The sequence below is a fragment of the Geodermatophilus amargosae genome, from assembly GCF_900116515.1.
GTDB lineage: Bacteria > Actinomycetota > Actinomycetes > Mycobacteriales > Geodermatophilaceae > Geodermatophilus > Geodermatophilus amargosae.
This window is the reverse complement of the sequence record NZ_FPBA01000002.1, coordinates 74,879-93,184: the sequence shown is the minus strand read 5'-3', so window position 1 is coordinate 93,184 and position 18,306 is coordinate 74,879. Positions and strand designations below refer to the sequence as shown.

The following is an 18,306-nucleotide window of genomic DNA, read 5'->3' as shown; positions in this document are numbered from 1 at the left end:
CGGGTGACCGTCGTGATCCGGGACCTCGAGGACGCCGACGTCGCCGCGGTCGTGGACCTGTCGCTGCAGGCGTGGGCGCCGGTGTTCGCCTCCTTCGCGGCCGTCCTGGGCCCGGCGGTCCACCGGCACCTCTACCCGGACTGGGAGCGGTCGCAGGCCGCGGCGGTCGAGAGGACCTGCCGCGACCCCGCGATGCAGGTGCTGGTGGCCACCGAGGACGACCGGCCGGTGGGCTTCGTGGCCGTCGTCGTCCACGGCGAGACGCACGACGAGCCGGGCAGCGGCGAGGTCGAGATGCTCGCCGTGGACCCGGCCGCCCAGCGGCGCGGCACCGGCGCGCGGCTGCTGGAGGCCGGGCTGGCCGTGCTCCGGGACGCCGGCGTGCGGCTGGCCGTCATCGGTACCGGCGGCGACCCCGGGCACGCGCCGGCCCGCCGGACCTACGAGGCGGCCGGCTTCACGCCGTTGCCGCTGGTCCGCTACTATCGGCTGCTCTGACCCCTCTTCTGCTCTCCGCCCTCACCGTGCGGTGCCCGACCTCACCCCGCGGCGCGAGGTCGGGCACCGGGCGGTGAGGGCGGCGGACCCACCGCAGCGGGCAGCTGTCAGCTGGAGGCGACCCGGTCGAGGATCGCGGTGGCGAGCCGGTCGGGTGCCTGCTCGGGGATCCAGTGGCTGATGCCGGCCAGCTCCACGAAGCGGTAGTCGCCGGTGACGTGCGCGGCGCAGCCCTTGGCGGCGGTGCGGCCGATCGCCATGTCGGCGTCGCTCCACACGTACGTGGTGGGCACCGCGACGTCGTCCACCGGCGTCGCCGAGCTCATCGCCCGGTACCAGTTCAGCGCGGCGGTCAGCGCGCCCGGCGCCGACAGCACGGCCACGTACTCGTCGATCGACTCCGGGTCGACGCCGTCGCCGTACATGCGGCGCAGCCGGCGGGCGTCGTCGGCGAGCAGCACCTCCTCGGCCTTGCCCGCCTGCCAGAACAGCCGGATGTAGGCGGAGCGCTCCTTCTGCTCGGGATCGCTGCGGAAGGCGGCGGTGAACGCCGTCGGGTGCGGCACCGAGACGGCGGTCAGCGAGCGCACCCGGTCGGGGTGCCAGGCGGCCAGCGCCCACGCGACGTTGGCGCCCCAGTCGTGCCCGACGACGTCGGCGACCGGCACCTCCATCGCCGTCATGAGGTCGGCGGTGACCTGCGCGAGGTTGGTCAGCGCGTAGGCCTCCACCTCCTGCGGCCGGGCGCCGGGGGAGTAGCCCAGCTGGTCGACGGCGTAGGTGCGCAGCCCCGCCTCGACCAGCCGCGGCGTCACCGCCGCCCACGACGCCGAGGTCTCCGGGAAGCCGTGCAGCAGCACCACCGGCCGCCCGTCCCCGGGGCCGTCGGCCCGCACGTCGAAGGTCAGGTCACCGACGTCGACCCGCAGCAGCTCTCCGCCCATGTCGCCGAACCTAGTGGCCGGGGCGGACGCGCCACCCGCGCGCCGCTACGGTCGGCGCTCGTGACCAGCCCGGAACGCGCCTTCGTGCAGGCCCACCTCGACGACCTCCACGCCGACCTCGACGCCTGGCTGCGCATCCCGTCGATCTCGGCCGACCCCGCGCACGCCGGCGACGTCGCCGCCAGCGCCGAGTGGCTGGCCGGGGCGCTGCGGCGCACCGGCTTCCCCGTCGTCGAGATCTGGCCGACCCCGGGCGCGCCGGCCGTCTACGCCGAGTGGCCCAGCGCGGACGACGCTGCGCCGGTCGCGCTGGTCTACGGCCACCACGACGTGCAGCCGGTCGACCCGCTGGAGCTGTGGGAGCGCCCGCCCTTCGAGCCGACCCGCGTCGAGACCCTCGACGGCCCGGAGCTGCACGCCCGCGGCGCCATCGACGACAAGGGCAACGTCGCCTTCCACCTGCTCGGCATCCGCGCGCACCTGGCCGCCACCGGCCGCGACACCCCCGCCGTCACGGTGAAGCTGCTGGTCGAGGGCGAGGAGGAGTCCGGCTCGCCGCACTTCGCCGACCTGCTGCGCGAGCGCGCCGACCGGCTGGCCTGCGACGTGGTCGTCGTCAGCGACACCGGCATGGCCGCACCCGACGTGCCGAGCGCCGTCGTCGCCATGCGCGGCCTGGCCGACGCCGAGATCACCCTGCGCGGCCCCGCCGTCGACCTGCACTCGGGCTCCTTCGGCGGCGGCGTGCCCAACCCGCTGCACGCGATGGCGGAGCTGCTGGCCGCGCTGCACGACGAGCACGGCCGGGTCACGCTGCCGGGCTTCTACGACAAGGTGCGGCCGCTGACCGACCGCGGGCGCGAGCTCATGGCCCGCGTGCCCTTCGACGAGGCCGCCTGGCTGGCCGGCCCGGCCGCCTCCCGCGCCACCGCGGGGGAGGAGGGCTTCAGCACGCTGGAGCGGATCGGTGCCCGGCCGACCGCCGAGGTCAACGGCATGTGGGGCGGCTACACCGGCCCCGGCCACAAGACCATCGTCCCGGCCGAGGCGCACGCCAAGCTCACCTTCCGGCTGGTCGCCGACCAGCACCCCGGGGACGTCGGCCCGCTGCTGCGGCAGTGGGTGGACGAGCGCGTGCCCGAGGGCATCGTGGCCGAGGTGCACACCCCGCCCGGCGGCGTCTCCCCGTGCGCCAGCGACCTCGACTCCCCGTACACGGGCGCCCTCCTGCGGGCCATCGCGCAGGCCTTCGACACCGCGCCCGACGACGTCCTGTTCACCCGCGAGGGCGGCAGCGGCCCCGAGGCCGACCTGGTCGAGGTGCTCGGCGCCCCGCTGGTCTTCCTCGGCGCGGGGCTGCCCACCGACCGCATCCACTCGCCGAACGAGCGGGTCCTGCTGCCGATGCTGTACCGCGGCGCCGAGGCGGCGGCCCACCTGTGGCGGGAGCTGGCGGCCCGGTGACCGTTCCCGAGCCCGGCGGGCGCTTCGGCCCCTACCGCGTCCTCGGCCTGCTGGGCAGCGGCGGCATGGGGTCGGTGCTGCGGGCGCACGACGACGAGCACGAGCGCGACGTCGCCCTCAAGGTCCTGCACCAGCAGTGGGCCGCCGACGAGGGTTACCGCGAGCGCTTCCGCCGCGAGGCCCGCATCGCCGCCCGCCTCAACGAGCCGCACGTCGTCCCGATCCACCGCTTCGGCGAGATCGACGGGCAGCTGTTCCTCGACATGCGGCTGGTCGAGGGCGAGGACCTCGCCTCGCTGCTGCGCCGCGCCGGGCGGCTGGCCCCGGCGCGCGCCGTCGACGTCGTCGGGCAGGTGGCCCGGGCGCTCGACGCCGCGCACGCCGGCGGGCTGGTGCACCGCGACGTCAAGCCCTCCAACGTGCTGCTGGTCGCCCGCTCCGACGGCGGCGACCTCGCCGGCTCCGCGCCCGGCGAGGACTTCTGCTACCTCGCCGACTTCGGCATCGCCCGCACCTCCGAGGACGCTCCCGGCCCGGCGCTCACCGGCACCGGCATGGCCGTGGGCAGCACCGAGTACATGGCGCCGGAGCGCTTCGGCTCGACCGCGCTCGACGCCCGCGCCGACGTCTACTCCCTCGCCTGCGTGCTCTTCGAGGCGCTCACCGGCCGCCGGCTGTTCCCCGGCGCCGACCCCGTGGCGCTCATGGCCGCGCACATGCACCAGCCGCCGCCCCCGCCGTCGTCACTGACGCCCGGCATCCCGCCGGCGCTCGACGGCGTCGTGCTGCGCGGCCTGGCGAAGGACCGCGAGCAGCGCTGGGCGACGGCCGGGGCCATGGCCGCCGCCGCGCGTGCCGCGCTGGCCGACAGTGGCGTCCCGGTGCCCAGCGGCGACGCCGGGACGACGGTGGGCCCGGGTCCCGGGGGCGGGAACGGGCGGGCGGTCACCCGGCAGCAGGCCGCGCCGCGGCCGCTCGCGCCGCCCACCACCGTCGGACCGCGACCGCCGGCCGCACCCGCTGGGCAGCGGGCCGCCCGCCTGCCGTGGGTGCTCGCGGCACTCGGGGCCGTCCTCTCCCTCGTCCTCGCCGTCTCCCTGGTGCTGGTCGCCCTCCGGTCCGACGACGCCGGCGACGCTGCTGCCGGAGCCGGGCAGCGGCTCGTGGCCGCCACCCTCCCGGCCGGCGTGGAGCTCGGCGACTGCACCGGGCAGGAGCCCGCCGACGGCGTGCTGCGGGAGGTCGCCTGCCCGGCCGACCCGGGGACCGGGGTCACCAGCAGCACGTTCACCGCCCACGAGGACGACGGCGCCCCGCAGGCCCTGGCCGCCGACATCGAGCAGCAGGGGCTCGAGCCGCTCGAGGACCGCTTCGGGTGCGGGTCGAGCAGCAGCGGCCCGGTGGGCTGGTTCCCGATCGCGGACGGCGACCTCGACGACGGCGGCACCGAGGTCGGCCGCGCGGCCTGCTGGGTCGACGGCGACGGCGACGCGGTGTTCGCCTGGACCTGGGACGACCTGGGCACGTACGGCGTCGCGGAGGTGCGCGGCGGCGGCGACTCGCAGCTGTCGAACCTGCGCAGCTGGTGGGACAGCAACGCCGACCGCGGCTACAGCTGACCGCCCGCGCCGCGGGAACCAGGATCGGCGGGCTCCCCGTCCTACCCTGACCCCCGTGACCGGACCTGGGCTGACGGCCGCACCCGCGGGGTGGTACCCCGACCCCGACGGTGCCACCGGGATGGTGCGCTGGTGGAACGGCGAGAGCTGGTCGGACGTCACGACGCCGGCCGGCCCGGGCGTCGCCGTCCAGGCGTCCCCGGTGCCCGCCCCGCCCCGCCCGCCGGCGCCGTCGACGTGGGGGAGCGACGCCTGGCAACCCGGGCCGGCGTCGGAGCCGCGCCGGGGTGCCCGCACGGCCTGGTGGATCGGCGGCTCGGTGCTCGCCGTGGTGGCCGTCGTCGTCGTCGCGCTGGTCGTCGGGCTGTCCGGCGGCAGCCCCACCGGCCCGGGCGCCGTCACCGACCCACCCGTGGCGAGCTCCCCGCCGGCCGGCAGCACCTTCCCGCCGGGCACCGTGCGGATCATCGACGAGGAGTCGGGGATCTCGTACCCGTTCCTCGGCAACGGCTGGTACGAGTACGACCGCGGCCCGATGCCCGAGACCCGCACCATCGCCGGGCAGTACTTCATCACCCAGGAGCAGACGCCCGACGGCGGCATCTTCATCGCCCAGTGCACCTCGGGGCCGGTCGCCGACGGCTACGGCTGGACCGGCCCGGGCAGCGAGCAGGCCACGGTCACCGCCCTGGCCGACAGCGTGCGCGCCGCCTACTACCCGTACCCGAACGAGCGGGAGGTGCTGCGCGACGAGGCCCTGACCGTCGACGGCCACGCCGCGCACCTGATCGAGTTCCAGCTGACCTGGGACGTCGAGGGCTACGACTCGACCGGCGAGCGCGCGGCGCTGCTGGTCGTCGACGTCGGCCGGCCCGACCCCGCGCTGCTCTACGTCTCCATCCCGAACACGCACGCGGAGCTGTACGGGACCATCGACCGGCTCGTCGCCGACATCGACGTGTTGTGACCGCCCGGCGGGGCGTCGTCCCGCGTGGTTAGGGTCGGTCCGTGACAGCAGCGACTGGGGCCGACCTGACACTGCGGCACCCGGTGGAGCGCTTCTCCCTCGACAACGGGCTGCGCGTCGTCCTCGCGCCCGACCGCAGCGTGCCGGTCGTCGCCGTGAGCGTCTTCTACGACGTGGGCATGCGCAACGAGCCGGAGGGCCGCACCGGGTTCGCCCACCTCTTCGAGCACGTGATGTTCCAGGGCTCGGCGCACGTGCCGAAGATGGAGCACGCCCGCCTGGTGCAGGCCGCGGGTGGCACGTTCAACGGCTCGACCCACCAGGACTACACGAACTACTACGAGGCGCTGCCGTCCGAGGCGCTGGAGCGCGCGCTGTTCCTCGAGGCCGACCGCATGGCCGCCCCGGCCATCACCGAGGAGAACCTCCGCAACCAGATCGACGTGGTGAAGGAGGAGATCCGGGTCAACGTGCTCAACCGGCCCTACGGCGCCTTCCCCTGGCTGCAGCTGCCGCAGGTGGCGTTCGAGAGCTTCGCCAACACCCACGACGGTTACGGCTCCTTCGTCGACCTGGAGAGCTCCACGGTCGCCGACGCCACGGACTTCTTCTCCCGCTACTACGCGCCGGGCAACGCGGTGCTGTGCATCGGCGGGGACCTCGACGTCGGCGAGACCGAGCGCCTGGTCCGCCGCTGGTTCGGCCAGGTCGAGGCCCGCGAGGTGCCGCCGACGCCGAACACCGGCGAGCCCTCGCCCACGACCGTGCGCCGCGACGTCGTCGAGGACCGGCTGGCCCCCGCGCCTGCCGTCGCCCTGGGCTGGCGGGTGCCCGACCCGGTCGGTGACCTCGACACCTACCTCGGCACCGTGCTGCTGGCCGAGCTGCTCAGCGAGGGCGACGCCTCCCGGCTCGAGCGCCGGCTGGTGCACGACGACCGCCTGGCGGTGGCGCAGGCCAGCTACGTCGGGCTCTTCGGCGACCCGTTCGACGTCCGCGACGCCACGCTGCTCACCACCCAGGTGCACCACCCGGCCGCGATCGGTGTCGACGACGTGCTGGCCGCCGTCCACGACGAGATCGGCCGGGTGTCCACCGAGGGCGTCAGTGTCGAGGAGCTGGCCCGCGTGCAGGCGCGCACCAGTGCCCAGCTGCTGCGCCAGGCCGACTCGGTGCTGGGCCGCACCCTCGCCTTCGCCGGTGCCGAGCTCGTCCACGGCCGCGCCGAGCTGGCCGGCGAGCTGGCCGCCCGGCTGGCCGCCGTTCCCCCCGACGCGGTGCAGGCCGCCGCGAAGGGACTCGATCCCGGCACCGCCGCCGTGCTGGAGCTGCGGGCCACCGGAGGAGCCAAGTGAGCGCCCCCGTGCTCGACCTCGACCTCGTCCCGCCGCTGGGCGAGCCGCGGCCGCACCCGGTCCCGGAGGTCGCCACGACGACGCTGCCGAGCGGGCTGACCGTCGTCGTCGTCCCGCGGCCCGGCGTCCCGCTGGTGGAGCTGCGGCTGCGCGTCCCGTTCGCCGCGACCTCCCCGCGCGGTGCCCTGCAGCACGTCGCCCGGGCCTCGGTGCTCTCCGGCGCGGTGCTGCTCGGCACCGCGCAGCGCGACGCCATGGGCATCGCCGAGGCGCTGCAGGGCCACGGGGCAGAGCTGTCGGTGGCCGCGGACCCCGACCGGCTGCTGCTCTCGACCACGCTGCTCGCCGAGGGCCTCGCACCGGTCCTCGGCGTGCTCGCCGAGGTGCTCACCCAGGCCGCCTACCCCGGCGACCAGGTCGAGGCCGAGCGCGACCGGGTGGCCGAGCGGATCGCGATCGCCCGCTCACAGCCCGGCGTCATCGCCCGCAGCGCGCTGGCCGCCCGCCGCTACGGCACCCACCCCTACGCCGCGCAGCTCCCCGCCCCGGACCTGGTCGGCAAGGTCGCCGCTGCCGCGCTGCGCAAGCTGCACCGCGAGCGGCTGCTGCCCGCCGGCAGCACGATGGTCCTCGTCGGCGACCTCGATCCCGCCGCGGCCACCGACGCCGTCGCCACCGCGCTCGGCGACTGGACGGGGGAGGGCACCGCCGCCGGCGCCCCGCCCGCGCCGACCCTGGCGCCGGGGCACCTGGAGGTCGTCGACCGGCCGGGCGCGGTGCAGTCCAACATCCGCCTCGGCGGGCCGGCGCCGGGCCGCACCGACCCCGACCTGCCCGCGGTCCGGCTGGCCAGCATGGTGTTCGGCGGCTACTTCTCCTCGCGGCTGGTCGAGAACATCCGTGAGCGGCGCGGCTACTCCTACAGCCCGCGCAGCGCCGTCGACCACCTGGCCGCGGCCTCGTCGTTCCTCGTCGAGGCCGACGTCGCCACCGAGGTGACGGGCGCGGCCTTCCTCGAGACGTGGGCCGAGCTCGGCCGGATGGCGCTGGCGCCGGTCACCGAGGCCGAGCTCGACGCCGCCCGTCGCTACGTGCTGGGCAGCATGGCGCTGTCGACGTCCACCCACGCGGGGCTGGCCAGCACGCTCTCGGCACTGGCCGGGTCGGGCCTGTCGGTGGAGTGGCTCGCCGGGCACCAGCGGGCGCTGGCCGAGGTCACCGTCGAGCAGGTCCAGGAGGCCTCACGCCGCTACCTGGCGCCGGCCGCGCTGACCGCCGTCGTCGTCGGTGACGCCGAGCGGGTGACCGACGCGCTGCGGGCCCTCGGCCCGGTCGACGTGACCGCCAGCGCGGCCGCCGCGCCGGACCCCGCGTGAGCGTCCCGCCGGGCGGCAGCACCCCGGCCGACAACCCGCCGGAGGCCGTGCGCGGCTTCTGGCCGGCCGGCACGCCGGACACCACCGGAACGGTCCCGGTGCTGTCCCGCTCGGCGCACGACCGCGACCACCTCGGCCGCGCGCTCGAGGACCCCACCCGCGGGCGCCCGGTGCGGGTGCTCACCGTCGACGAGCGCCGCGCCGTCCCCGTGCACGAGGGCGAGGGCGGCCCGTTGCTGGTCTGGGACGAGCAGCCGACCCTGCCGCTCGGTGCGGTGTACCTGGGCGAGGCCGACGGCGTGCCCTACGCCGCGGTCCGCGGGGAGCGCGCGCTGACGGTGAACGGCCGGCCGGTGGACCTGTGGACCGGATTGCGCGAGGTCGGCAGCGAGCTCGGCGACCTCGACGCCGGCCTGCTCGCCGAGGCCGTCGGCATCCTCGAGTGGCACGAGCGGGCCCGGTTCAGCCCGCTGTCGGGCGCCGCGACGACGATCGAGCGGGCCGGCTGGGTGCAGCGCGACCCGGTCACCGGCGCCGAGCTGTTCCCCCGCACCGACCCCGCGGTGATCATGCTGGTCCACGACGGCGGCGACCGCTGCGTGCTCGGCCGGCAGGCGGTGTGGCCGCCCGGGCGCTTCTCGATCCTCGCCGGGTTCGTCGAGCCGGGGGAGTCCGCCGAGGGCGCGGTGGCCCGCGAGGTCGCCGAGGAGGTCGGGCTGCAGGTCACCGACGTCCGCTACGTGAGCAGCCAGCCCTGGCCGTTCCCGCAGTCGCTGATGCTCGGCTTCACCGCCCGCCTCGACGGCGACGACACCCTGCGGCTGGACCCGACCGAGATCGAGGAGGCCCGCTGGTGGACCCGCGACGAGCTCCGCTCGGGCCGCGGTCCCGAGGCGCTGCCGCCGCCGGTGTCGATCGCCCGGCACATCATCGACCGCTGGGTGGCCGGCGAGCTCGACTAGGCACGCCGGCGGACTACGACCAGCGGTTCTGCAGCACCAGCGCCGGGTGCTCGGGGCGGTCGGCCAGCACGACGGCGTCGGCGAGCGGGACCGGGTCGACCTCGTCGTCGTAGCGGTCGAAGACGGGCAGCTCCCACGCCTGCTCGGCGGGGAACCGCCGCCGCCGGGCGGCCGGCGCCACCCGCAGGTGCACGACGACGTCGAACGCCAGCCCGACGCCCTGCAGGAGCGGGCCGGGGACGAGCAGCACCCCGCGTGGCGGCATCGGGCGGTAGGCGGCCCGGGCGGCCCGGTCACGGGTGACGTCCCACAGGACCGGCAGGTACTCCGCCGGCCCGCCGGGCCCCACCCGGTCGAGCACCTCGCGGGCCAGCGCGCCGGCGTCGAGCCAGTCGGTGTAGCGGGCGTCGGGATCGGTGCGGCCGTGCTCGAGGCGCACCGACGCGGGCCGGAGGAACCCGTCGGCCGGGACGGCGACGGCCGGCCGGCCCAGCGCGGGGAGCCGCTCGGCCACCGCGGAGGCGAGGTCGGCGGGCGCGGCGACGTCGGGCCCGTCGACGGCGACCCGTACCGCGGCCGCTCCGGGCAGCGGCTCGACGTCGGCGAGGAGGGCGGCCAGCCGGTCGGCCAGCGCGCCCGGGGTCAGCGGCTCCGGACCGCTCAGCGGCGGCCGTCCGCCGGGACCGAGGCGTGCCGGGCGGCGCCGCGCTCGACCCGCCGGCCGGGCGTGCGGCGGGGGGCCGGCGGCAGGCCCGTGGCCGGCTCGGCGGCGGACGGCACCGCGGCGGCCCGCTCGAGGGCCGTGAGCACCTCACGGGCCAGCTCGTGCACCGGCCGCCCCAGCGACCGGGCCTGTCCCCGCAGCGTCTCGAACGCCGCCCGCGGCGACGTGGCGTCGCGCTCGGCGAGCACGCCGATCGCCCGCTCGGTGGAGACCCGGGCGGCCAGCGCGTGCTCGAGCTGGGCGACGGTCCGCTCGAGCGCGGCGATCCGGGTGTCCCGCGGGTCACCCGCGGCCTCGTCGTCGGCACTCCCGCGCGCGGCCCGGCGGGTGGCGCGGTCGGGCTCGGCGGGGCAGCCGAGCTCCTCGGCGACGAGGTCGGCCAGCGAGAGGCCCTCCATCAGGTCGCCGACGTCGTCGGCCCTCCCGGGGGAGAGCACGCTCCACCCCCGGCAGGTGCGCGCGAGGACGACGGAGGGACGGTCGGCGGGGACCTCCTCCGCGGCCGGTCCGGGCGCGGGGCGGTGCACGGCGTCCGAGGTCACGACAGCGGCTCCCGCGGGTGCTCCGGCCGGTGGCCGGGGGACGGTCGGCGCGTCACGGTCGCGACCCGCCGGGGGACGATGATGCACCGCCGGGGATCGTGTCCCGTGCAGCACCCGCCGGTCAGGCCCCCTGCTGCTGCGCCAGCTGGGCCTTCACCTGGTCGATGCTCGGGTTGGTCAGCGCGCTGCCGTCGGCGAAGACCAGGGTCGGGACGGTCCGGTTGCCGCCGTTGGCCTGCATCACGACGTCGGCCGCGCCCGCGTCGCGCTCGATGTCCACCTCGGCGTAGTCGATGCCCTCGACCTGCATGAGCTTCTTCAGCCGCACGCAGTACCCGCACCAGGTGGTGGTGTACATGGTCACGGCGGCGGGTGCGGCAGTCACTCGGGGTCCTCCCAGGGACGGGTCGGTCGGTGCGGGACGGACGACGTCCCGACGGGGAGGCAACGCCCCGGTCGCGTCCCCTCTTCCCCAGGCGTCCCCGCCGTCCACCGGTGCGGGGTGTCCCCGTCGTCTGTCGGCGCCGGCTGGGACACTCGCGGGTGCGGCCCGCCGGCCGCCGGATCCCCGCTCCGAGAACCGTCCCGTTGGAGGAAGCACCGCATGCCCCGGACAGCCGACGCGCCCCCCGGGTCCCCGGGGACCTCCGCCGGCGCCGAGGCGGTGCTGGCCGGCCTGGACGAGGAGCAGCGCACCGCCGCGTCGGAGGTCACCGGCCCGGTGTGCATCCTCGCCGGCGCCGGTACGGGGAAGACCCGCACCATCACCCACCGCATCGCCTACGGCGTGCACACCGGCGCGTTCGTCCCGGAGCAGGTGCTCGCGGTGACCTTCACCGCCCGCGCGGCCGGCGAGCTGCGCACCCGGCTGGCCGCCCTCGGCGTCGGAGGCGTGCAGGCGCGGACGTTCCACGCCGCGGCGATGCGTCAGTTGCGCTACTTCGCCCCACGGGTGCTCGGCGGCCCGCTGCCGCCCCTGGTGGAGAACAAGCTCCGCGTCGTCGCCTCCGCCGCCACGCGCAACCGGCTGACCACCGACCGCACCAGCCTGCGCGACCTCGCCAGCGAGATCGAGTGGGCCAAGACCACGCTGGCCACGCCCGAGGACTACCCGGCGCGCGCCGCGGCCGCCGGGCGCGAGCCGCCGTTCGACGCCGAGACGGTCGCGCGGGTGTACGCCTCCTACGAGTCGGCCAAGCAGCGCGACGGTGCCCTCGACTTCGAGGACCTGCTGCTGGTCACCGCGTTCGCGCTGGAGGAGCACCCCGACGTCGCCCGGCAGGTGCGCGGGCAGTACCGCCACTTCGTCGTCGACGAGTACCAGGACGTCAACCCGCTGCAGCAGCGCCTGCTCGACGCCTGGCTCGGCGGCCGGGCCGACGTGTGCGTCGTCGGCGACCCCAACCAGACGATCTACTCCTTCACCGGCGCCGACCCCGACCACCTGCTCGGCTTCGCCGACCGCTATCCCGACGCCGCGGTGGTCAAGCTCGAGCGGGACTACCGCTCCACGCCGCAGGTGGTCGCGCTGGCCAACAAGCTCATCGGCCAGGCGCCGCCGCGCCGGGGGCTGCCCGGGCTGCGGCTGCTCGGCCAGCGCCCCGAGGGCCCGGCGCCGCGGTTCTTCGAGCACCCCGACGAGCCGACCGAGGCCGCCGCCGTCGCCCAGGCGTGCCGGGCACTCGTCGAGGCGGGGATGCCGGCGTCGGAGATCGCCGTCCTGTTCCGCATCAACGCCCAGTCCCAGGTGTACGAGTCGGCGCTGGCCGACGCGGGTGTGCCCTACGTGCTCAAGGGCGGCGAGCGGTTCTTCGAGCGACCCGAGGTCCGCGAGGCCGTCGTCCTGCTGCGCGGCGCGGCCGCCGGTGGCAGCGACCCCGGCGCCCTGGTGCCCACGGTGCGCGACGTGCTGGCCTCGACCGGGTGGGTGGAGCACCGCCCGCCGGCCGGGGGTGCGGCGCGGGACCGCTGGCAGTCGCTGGCCGCGCTGGTCGACCTCGCCGTCGACCTCGTGGCCGAGGACCCGACCACCGACCTGCCGCGCTTCGTCGCCCACCTCGCCGAGCGCGCCGACGCCCAGCACGCGCCGACCGTCCAGGGCGTCACGCTGGCGTCGATGCACGCGGCGAAGGGCCTGGAGTGGGACGCGGTCTTCGTCGTCGGCCTCGTCGACGGCGTGCTGCCCATCGCACAGTCGCTGTCGCGCCCCGAGGCGGTGGAGGAGGAGCGGCGGCTGCTCTACGTCGCGGTGACCCGGGCCCGCGAGCAGCTCACGCTCTCGTGGTCGCTGGTGCGCAACCCCGGCGCCAAGCGGGCCCGCCCGCGCAGCCGGTTCCTCGACGGCCTGGTGCCGGGCTCGACGCCGACGGCACCGCCCCCGCAGCGCAAGGCGAAGAAGACCAAGGTCGTCCTGGAGGGCGAGGCCGCCGAGATCTTCGAGCGGCTGCGCGCCTGGCGCAGCAGCACGGCGCAGGCGGCCTCGGTGCCCGCCTACGTCGTCTTCAGCGACGCCACCCTGCAGGCCATCGCCGAGTCGAAGCCCACGAGCGTCCGCGAGCTGTCCGGCCTGCCCGGTGTGGGCGCCCGCAAGCTCGAGATGTACGCCGAGGACGTTCTCGCCACCGTCAGCGGCTGACCGGTCACCGCGCGTGCAGACCGCACGGCTCCTCCGGCGTGTTCCCCGTCACGGGGGAGAGTGCCGGTTAATTGCGTTGCGCCGCTCCGGTGACCTTCCCTACTGTCCTGATCGCGCTCGACGGACACCCGCGGGCGCGCCAGACCGAGCCCGGCCCGACAGCCGGACTCCGACCCCGGGAGGAGGGGGAACGATGATCGACATGCGCTGCGCCTTCGCCCCCGCCGGGGTCTCCGCCTGGGGCGCCCTCGTCGTGCGTCCGGCTGCCGGTGACGCCGTCCCGACCGCCCGTCCGCGCTACGCCCTCGTCCGGTCCATGACGCCGTTCGACCTGACCGGTACGGCCCTTGCTGCGCCCACCGCTCCGTTCTCGGGGACCGGTCTGCCCATCGCCGGCCAGTTCGGCACCGGCGTCGGCGGCACCGATGCGCCCACCACCGACATCTCCACCCAGCGCCACACCCTCGGGATCCACCCCCCGGGGAGACCGCAGAGCTGACTGCTCGACCGGTCCTCCTCGAGGCCGCGGAACCCGAACCCCGGGATCCGCGGCCTTCGTCTTTTTCTGCGGCACCCGGCCCCGACCACCCGGTCGGCGGGCCCCCGCCGGCCGCGCAGACGACGAGTACGAGGAGGAGCGGCAGTGCAGCAGACGATCGACCGCCCGACGTCCCACCGCCGACCCGGGCTCCCCCGGACCGGCGATGCCACCCCGAGGACACCGCACACCCCCCTGGCCCCGGCACCGGTGCGGCGTCCCCTGCCGTGCCGCGGGACCGACGACCCGGACCTGTGGTTCGCCGAGAGCCCCGCGCTGCTCGAGCAGGCCAAGGTCCTGTGCGGGGAGTGCCCGGTCCGCGACGCCTGCCTGACCGGTGCGCTGGACCGCGGCGAGCCGTGGGGCGTGTGGGGCGGCGAGATCTTCGAGCGGGGTGTGGTCATCCCGCGCAAGCGCCCGCGGGGCCGTCCCCGCAAGGTCGTCGCGGCGTGACCGTGACGGCGACGACCCGGACCACCGACAGCCAGCAGCAGCGATCCCCATCCGATCGGGCACCGACGCCCGGTGAGCACCGAGGACCAGCCATGAACAGCTACGAGTACGACCTGGCCACCACGCGGCTGCGCGAGCTGCGCGCCGAGGCCGACAACGCCGGCCGCGTGCGCCGGCTGCGGGCCGCCCGCCGGTGGGCCCGTCGCGCGGAGTACGCGACGCGGCGAGCCGCGCGGGCCAGCGCCGCCGTCCGATAGACACCCCGCTGCCCCCCCACCGCTCGCAGGCTCGCGGTGGGCTCCTGCAGCGGGGCCACTCCGGGGCCCGGCGGCGCGCCGAGCCCCTCCCGGTCGAGGCCGGGCTCCCGACGCTCCCGGTGCGTCGGGGGCCTGGCCTCCTGTCGTCCGGTCAGGCCTTGAAGCCCGGCAGCCACTCCTCGAGGACGCCGCGGTAGCCGGCGGCGGCGTCCAGCTGGCAGAGGACGCCGATCGAGCCGACCGTCACCCGGTGGATGAGCAGGTAGGCAGGCGGCAGGTTCAGCTGGCGGCCCAGCTTGTTGGCCTCGCTGCGGGGGTCGGCGAGGCGGGCGGCCTGCTCCTGCATCCAGGCGCGGGTGAAGCGGAAGGTGGAGTTCTCGATGGGCTCGAGCAGGGGCCTCAGGTAGTCGAGCACGCCCTGGGCGTCGACCTGGATCCCCGGCCGGACGAACCCCTCGGCGCGCAGGTCGGTCAGCACCTCCTCGGCGCGCCCCTCCAGGGCCCACCGCACCAGACGGCCGATCGGCTCGGGCAGCCCGTCGGGCAGCCGGGCCGTGGCGCCGAAGTCGATGACACCGAGCCGGTCGCCGTCGACGAGCCGGAAGTTGCCCGGGTGCGGGTCGGCGTGCAGCAGCCCGGCCCGGTGCGGCGCGGAGAAGTGCAGCTGGGCCATCAGGTGACCGGCGCGGTCGCGCTGCTCGCGGGTGCCGTCGGTGATGACCCGGGAGAGCGGCAGGCCCTCCAGCCACTCGGAGACGATGACCTTCGGCGCGCTGGCCACCACGCGGGGGACGACGATCTCCGGGTCACCGGCGTACGCGGCCGAGAACTGCCGCTGCGCGTCGGCCTCCAAGCCGTAGTCGAGCTCCTCGACCACGCGGGCCCGCAGTTCGGCGATGAGCGGCTTGACGTCCATGCCGGGGAAGACCGCGGCGAACAGCCGGGCGAAGCGGGAGAGCTGGTTGAGGTCGGCCATGAGCGCGGTGGCCGCACCCGGGTACTGGATCTTGACGGCGACGTCGCGGCCGTCGCGCCAGGTCGCGCGGTGCACCTGGCCGATGCTCGCCGCCGCGGCCGGCTGGTCGTCGAACTCGCGGAAGCGGGTGCGCCACGTCCCGCCGAGCTGCTCGGCGAGCACCGCGTGGACGGTGCGCACCGGCATCGGCGGCGCCTCCTCCTGGAGCTTGACCAGCGCCTGCCGGTAGGGCGCCGCCACCTCCTCGGGCACCGCGGCCTCGAACACCGACAGCGTCTGGCCGAGCTTCATCGCGCCGCCCTTGAGCTGGCCGAGGACGGCGAACAGCTGCTCGGCGGTGCGCTGCTGCAGTTCGGCCGTGACGGCGTCGGGCGACTGGCCCGACAGCCGCTTGCCGATGCCGAGCGTGGCGCGGCCCGCCGCACCGAGGGGCAGCGAGGCCAGCCGCGCCGTGCGCGAGATCGAGCCCCTGGGGATCCCCTGTGCGTCGTCGGTCACGGTGCCATTGTCCCCGACGCGGAGCCCGGACCGCTGGTGGAGGCGTGTCCGCCGTCACCCGGAGGGGCGGGCGGCGCCCGTGCACCCGCAGGACGGGTGCGGTGGCCAGCGGCGCAGCCGCGGGACGAGCCCCGGTGGGCACAGCTCCACCGACGCCGAGAGCGCCGCGGGGCTGCCGCTGCCGTCGAGGTAGGCCAGGACCTGCTGGGCCGCGACCAGCGCCGTCGCCCAGCAGGTGAGCGTGGACCCGCCCGGTGCGTCGGCCGCGGTGAGCTGGGCGGCGAGCACCGGCCAGTGCGGATCGGCGTCGCGGCGGCGCAGGTCGGCGCAGCGCAGGCAGCTGGTCACGCCGGGCACCACCAGGGCCCGACGACGCCGGTGTCCCCGCGGACGGCGGCCACCAGGTGCGTGACGCCGGCGTCGTGCAGCCCGGCGAGGAGCGGGTCGGAGGCTCCCCACGGTCGGGCGAGGACGACGAGGTCGGGAGTGGTGCCCGGCGGCAGCGGGCGCAGGTCGGTGAGCGGGCTCGCGCGGCGGACGGCGTCGGCGGCGGCGAGCGTCCTGGGGCGGCCCTCGTCGGCCGCGGTCAGCCCTCCGGCGACGGTGTCGCCCGCGGTGGCCACGCCCTCGTCGCGGACGCTGACCCGGCCCACGCCGCTGGCGGCGAGCAGCGTGGCCACGGGGACACCGACCCGGGTCGCGCCCTCGACCACCACGCACGCGCGGCGCCGGGCGTGCCAGCGCACCGCGCCGTCCGGATCGCGGGCGGCAGGCACCTCGGCGGCGGTGCGGGCCGCAGCAGCCGGTCCGGCGTCGGCGGCCAGCAGGTCGGCGGCGTCGAGGTCCACCAGCGCTCCGGTCACCCGCAGGTGGTCGAGCAGGGCGGCGACCGAGCGGGGCTCCAGGCCGGCACCGGCGGCGTCGGCGAGCACGGCCCCCTGCGTGCGCCGGCCGTCGAGGCCCCGCAGCAGCTCGGTCACCGCGCCCGGGGCCGGCCCCACCAGGACTCCGTCCCCGCCGTCGACCCCGCCGACCTGGACGGCGTCGGTGGCGCGGCGCAGCAGCGGCGTGCCCGGGGGCAGGAGGGGGTGGGCGGTGTCGGACACCCGGGCAGGGTGGCAGCAGCGCACCCGGCCCCGCTGTCGTCGTCCACAGGCGTACCCGGGGACCACGACGGCGGCGCCCCGCCGTGGGGGACGCCGCCGTCGGGCGTTCTGGCTCCTGCAGGGTCCCGCCGCGGGTGCCCGAGCGGTGGGGGCAGGAGGGTTCTCGTTCAGGCCTTGCCGAGGATCCGGTTCATCTTGGTGCCGCAGACCGGGCAGGTGCCCTGGGCCATACGGCGGCCGGACTCGCTGACCTTGACCTCGCCGTCGAAGTCCCGCTTCTCCTTGCACTTCACGCAGTAACCGTTGTAGCTCTCCGCCACGGTGCCTCCTCCCTCGGCTGCTCGGCACCCCTGCGAGCGCCGTCCTTCGCGGAACGCTACCCGGACCGTGCCGTCCGCTCGGAGCGGCCGGGGGACCTCCGGGGACGTGGTTCCCACAGCCTGTGGACAGGCCTGTGGAGACGGTGGGGACCCGTCGGCGTGTCCCTGTGCGCAGCCGGGGGAGGGGCCGTCGGCCACCCGGCCGTCATGCGCACGTCGCACGGCCGTCACCTGCGGGGATGCTCCCCGGGCGGTTGTGGACGGACCGCCCCCCGGCGCGCGCGCCGGCTGTCCACCGTCCGTGCGACTCGTACCCGAGCGGGTGGCGCCCCCGGGCGCGTCGGCGACCGCCGGTGGCTACGGTCGTCCCGTGCCCGGTTCGACCTCCGACTCCTCGCGCGGCCCCCTCTCGACGAGCGGGCCGGTGGAGGTGCGCCGCAGTGCGCGCCGCCGTCGGACGGTGACCGCGTACCAGGAGTCCGGGCGGACGGTCGTGCTCATCCCGGCGGCCTTCACCCCCGCCGAGGAGCGGCGCTGGGTGGCCCAGATGGTGGCCAAGCTGCAGACCCGAGAGGAGCGCCGCCGCAGGTCGCTGGGCGGCGACGAGGAGCTCATGGGCCGGGCGCGGGCGCTGTCGGCCGCCCACCTCGACGGCGTCCCGCAGCCGGCCAGCGTGCGGTGGGTGGGCAACCAGCAGCGCCGCTGGGGCTCGTGCACCCCGGCCGACGGCAGCATCCGGCTGTCGAGCCGGCTGCGGTCGATGCCGGAGTACGTCGTCGACTACGTGCTCGTCCACGAGCTGGCGCACCTGATCGAGCCCAGCCACGACGCCCGCTTCTGGGCGCTGGTCGCCCGCTACCCGCGCGCCGAGCGGGCCCGCGGCTTCCTCGAGGGCGTGGAGTCCGTCCGCGCCGACGGCGCCGGCGGGGACGACGGCGACCTCGTGGACTGAGCACTGCTCACCTCGTCGGCCTACCGGCCGACACCGCGGCCAGGTGCCGTCCCCGACGTGCACGGAGCCGTTCCCGCCACTCGATCGCGGGAGCCTCCGGCCCCCACTCCTCGCGGCGCC

At 76.6% G+C, this 18,306-nt stretch carries 20 protein-coding genes; 12 read left to right on the top strand and 8 right to left on the bottom strand.

The genetic code is table 11. The features are described from left to right. The first annotated feature begins 3 nt into the window (after nucleotides 1-3). Nucleotides 4-498, top strand: coding sequence for a GNAT family N-acetyltransferase (locus BM414_RS03085; protein ID WP_093577992.1), 495 nt, complete (start codon nucleotides 4-6; stop codon nucleotides 496-498). Between the two features lie 107 nt (nucleotides 499-605). Here BM414_RS03085 and BM414_RS03080 read toward each other — a convergent pair whose 3' ends face one another. Further along, nucleotides 606-1,442 carry an alpha/beta fold hydrolase gene (locus tag BM414_RS03080; protein WP_093577991.1) on the bottom strand — a complete coding sequence of 279 codons (837 nt, stop codon included), beginning with the start codon at nucleotides 1,440-1,442 and terminating at the stop codon, nucleotides 606-608. Between the two features lie 60 nt (nucleotides 1,443-1,502). On the opposite strand from BM414_RS03080, the gene BM414_RS03075 reads away from it, so the two are divergent. From BM414_RS03075 to nudC, 6 genes are read left to right on the top strand one after another with little or no spacing between them, the layout of a single operon-like run. Then, on the top strand, nucleotides 1,503-2,906 hold the full coding sequence (locus BM414_RS03075) for a M20/M25/M40 family metallo-hydrolase (RefSeq protein ID WP_093577990.1): 1,404 nt from the start codon (nucleotides 1,503-1,505) through the stop codon (nucleotides 2,904-2,906). Beyond that, complete coding sequence (locus BM414_RS03070) at nucleotides 2,903-4,525, top strand: serine/threonine-protein kinase (protein WP_093577989.1); 1,623 nt, start codon at nucleotides 2,903-2,905, stop codon at nucleotides 4,523-4,525. Before BM414_RS03075 ends, BM414_RS03070 begins: the two co-directional genes overlap by 4 nt. A 55-nt stretch (nucleotides 4,526-4,580) precedes the next feature. Further along, nucleotides 4,581-5,492, top strand: coding sequence for a DUF2510 domain-containing protein (locus BM414_RS03065; protein ID WP_093577988.1), 912 nt, complete (start codon nucleotides 4,581-4,583; stop codon nucleotides 5,490-5,492). A gap of 41 nt (nucleotides 5,493-5,533) precedes the next feature. Next, nucleotides 5,534-6,847 carry a M16 family metallopeptidase gene (locus BM414_RS03060; RefSeq protein ID WP_093577987.1) on the top strand — a complete coding sequence of 438 codons (1,314 nt, stop codon included), beginning with the start codon at nucleotides 5,534-5,536 and terminating at the stop codon, nucleotides 6,845-6,847. Continuing rightward, nucleotides 6,844-8,223, top strand: a complete 1,380-nt coding sequence (locus BM414_RS03055; RefSeq protein WP_093577986.1) for a M16 family metallopeptidase — start codon at nucleotides 6,844-6,846, stop codon at nucleotides 8,221-8,223. Before BM414_RS03060 ends, BM414_RS03055 begins: the two co-directional genes overlap by 4 nt. Continuing rightward, complete coding sequence (gene nudC / locus BM414_RS03050; RefSeq protein ID WP_093577985.1) at nucleotides 8,220-9,185, top strand: NAD(+) diphosphatase; 966 nt, start codon at nucleotides 8,220-8,222, stop codon at nucleotides 9,183-9,185. The genes BM414_RS03055 and nudC overlap by 4 nt, the downstream gene beginning before the upstream one ends. A gap of 13 nt (nucleotides 9,186-9,198) precedes the next feature. On the opposite strand, the gene BM414_RS03045 is transcribed toward nudC, so the two are convergent. From BM414_RS03045 to BM414_RS03035, 3 genes are all read right to left on the bottom strand, one after another. Next, nucleotides 9,199-9,699 carry a nucleoside/nucleotide kinase family protein gene (locus tag BM414_RS03045; RefSeq protein ID WP_245784440.1) on the bottom strand — a complete coding sequence of 167 codons (501 nt, stop codon included), beginning with the start codon at nucleotides 9,697-9,699 and terminating at the stop codon, nucleotides 9,199-9,201. A 146-nt stretch (nucleotides 9,700-9,845) separates the two neighbouring features. Then, on the bottom strand, nucleotides 9,846-10,451 hold the full coding sequence (locus tag BM414_RS03040) for an ANTAR domain-containing protein (protein WP_245784439.1): 606 nt from the start codon (nucleotides 10,449-10,451) through the stop codon (nucleotides 9,846-9,848). A gap of 121 nt (nucleotides 10,452-10,572) precedes the next feature. Next, complete coding sequence (locus BM414_RS03035) at nucleotides 10,573-10,836, bottom strand: mycoredoxin (RefSeq protein ID WP_217644524.1); 264 nt, start codon at nucleotides 10,834-10,836, stop codon at nucleotides 10,573-10,575. A 219-nt stretch (nucleotides 10,837-11,055) separates the two neighbouring features. Here BM414_RS03035 and BM414_RS03030 point away from each other — a divergent pair, with 219 nt between their 5' ends. The 4 genes from BM414_RS03030 to BM414_RS29055 all read left to right on the top strand — a co-directional run bounded on the left by BM414_RS03030 (nucleotide 11,056) and on the right by BM414_RS29055 (nucleotide 14,334). Then, on the top strand, nucleotides 11,056-13,086 hold the full coding sequence (locus BM414_RS03030; protein WP_093577983.1) for an ATP-dependent helicase: 2,031 nt from the start codon (nucleotides 11,056-11,058) through the stop codon (nucleotides 13,084-13,086). 193 nt (nucleotides 13,087-13,279) lie between these two features. Beyond that, nucleotides 13,280-13,585, top strand: coding sequence for a hypothetical protein (locus BM414_RS03025; protein WP_093577982.1), 306 nt, complete (start codon nucleotides 13,280-13,282; stop codon nucleotides 13,583-13,585). Nucleotides 13,586-13,729: 144 nt separating this feature from the next. Continuing rightward, nucleotides 13,730-14,077, top strand: coding sequence for a WhiB family transcriptional regulator (locus tag BM414_RS03020; protein WP_093577981.1), 348 nt, complete (start codon nucleotides 13,730-13,732; stop codon nucleotides 14,075-14,077). Nucleotides 14,078-14,169: 92 nt separating this feature from the next. Beyond that, on the top strand, nucleotides 14,170-14,334 hold the full coding sequence (locus tag BM414_RS29055) for a hypothetical protein (protein WP_175551398.1): 165 nt from the start codon (nucleotides 14,170-14,172) through the stop codon (nucleotides 14,332-14,334). A gap of 151 nt (nucleotides 14,335-14,485) precedes the next feature. Here the strand turns inward: BM414_RS29055 and BM414_RS03015 are convergent, their stop codons facing one another. The 4 genes from BM414_RS03015 to BM414_RS29050 form a co-directional block, all read right to left on the bottom strand. After that, nucleotides 14,486-15,808, bottom strand: coding sequence for an ABC1 kinase family protein (locus BM414_RS03015; protein ID WP_093577980.1), 1,323 nt, complete (start codon nucleotides 15,806-15,808; stop codon nucleotides 14,486-14,488). A gap of 54 nt (nucleotides 15,809-15,862) precedes the next feature. Beyond that, entirely contained in the window at nucleotides 15,863-16,156 is a 294-nt protein-coding gene (locus BM414_RS30550; protein ID WP_245784438.1) for a hypothetical protein, read from the bottom strand. Next, entirely contained in the window at nucleotides 16,153-16,914 is a 762-nt protein-coding gene (locus BM414_RS03010; RefSeq protein WP_245784437.1) for a ThiF family adenylyltransferase, read from the bottom strand. The genes BM414_RS30550 and BM414_RS03010 overlap by 4 nt, the downstream gene beginning before the upstream one ends. A 167-nt stretch (nucleotides 16,915-17,081) precedes the next feature. After that, the gene (locus BM414_RS29050) at nucleotides 17,082-17,234 is read right to left on the bottom strand and encodes a DUF5679 domain-containing protein (RefSeq protein ID WP_012950213.1); all 153 of its coding nucleotides are present in this window, start codon (nucleotides 17,232-17,234) and stop codon (nucleotides 17,082-17,084) included. A 370-nt stretch (nucleotides 17,235-17,604) separates the two neighbouring features. Here BM414_RS29050 and BM414_RS03005 point away from each other — a divergent pair, with 370 nt between their 5' ends. After that, nucleotides 17,605-18,186, top strand: coding sequence for a M48 metallopeptidase family protein (locus BM414_RS03005; protein ID WP_175551397.1), 582 nt, complete (start codon nucleotides 17,605-17,607; stop codon nucleotides 18,184-18,186). Nucleotides 18,187-18,306: the final 120 nt, after the last annotated feature.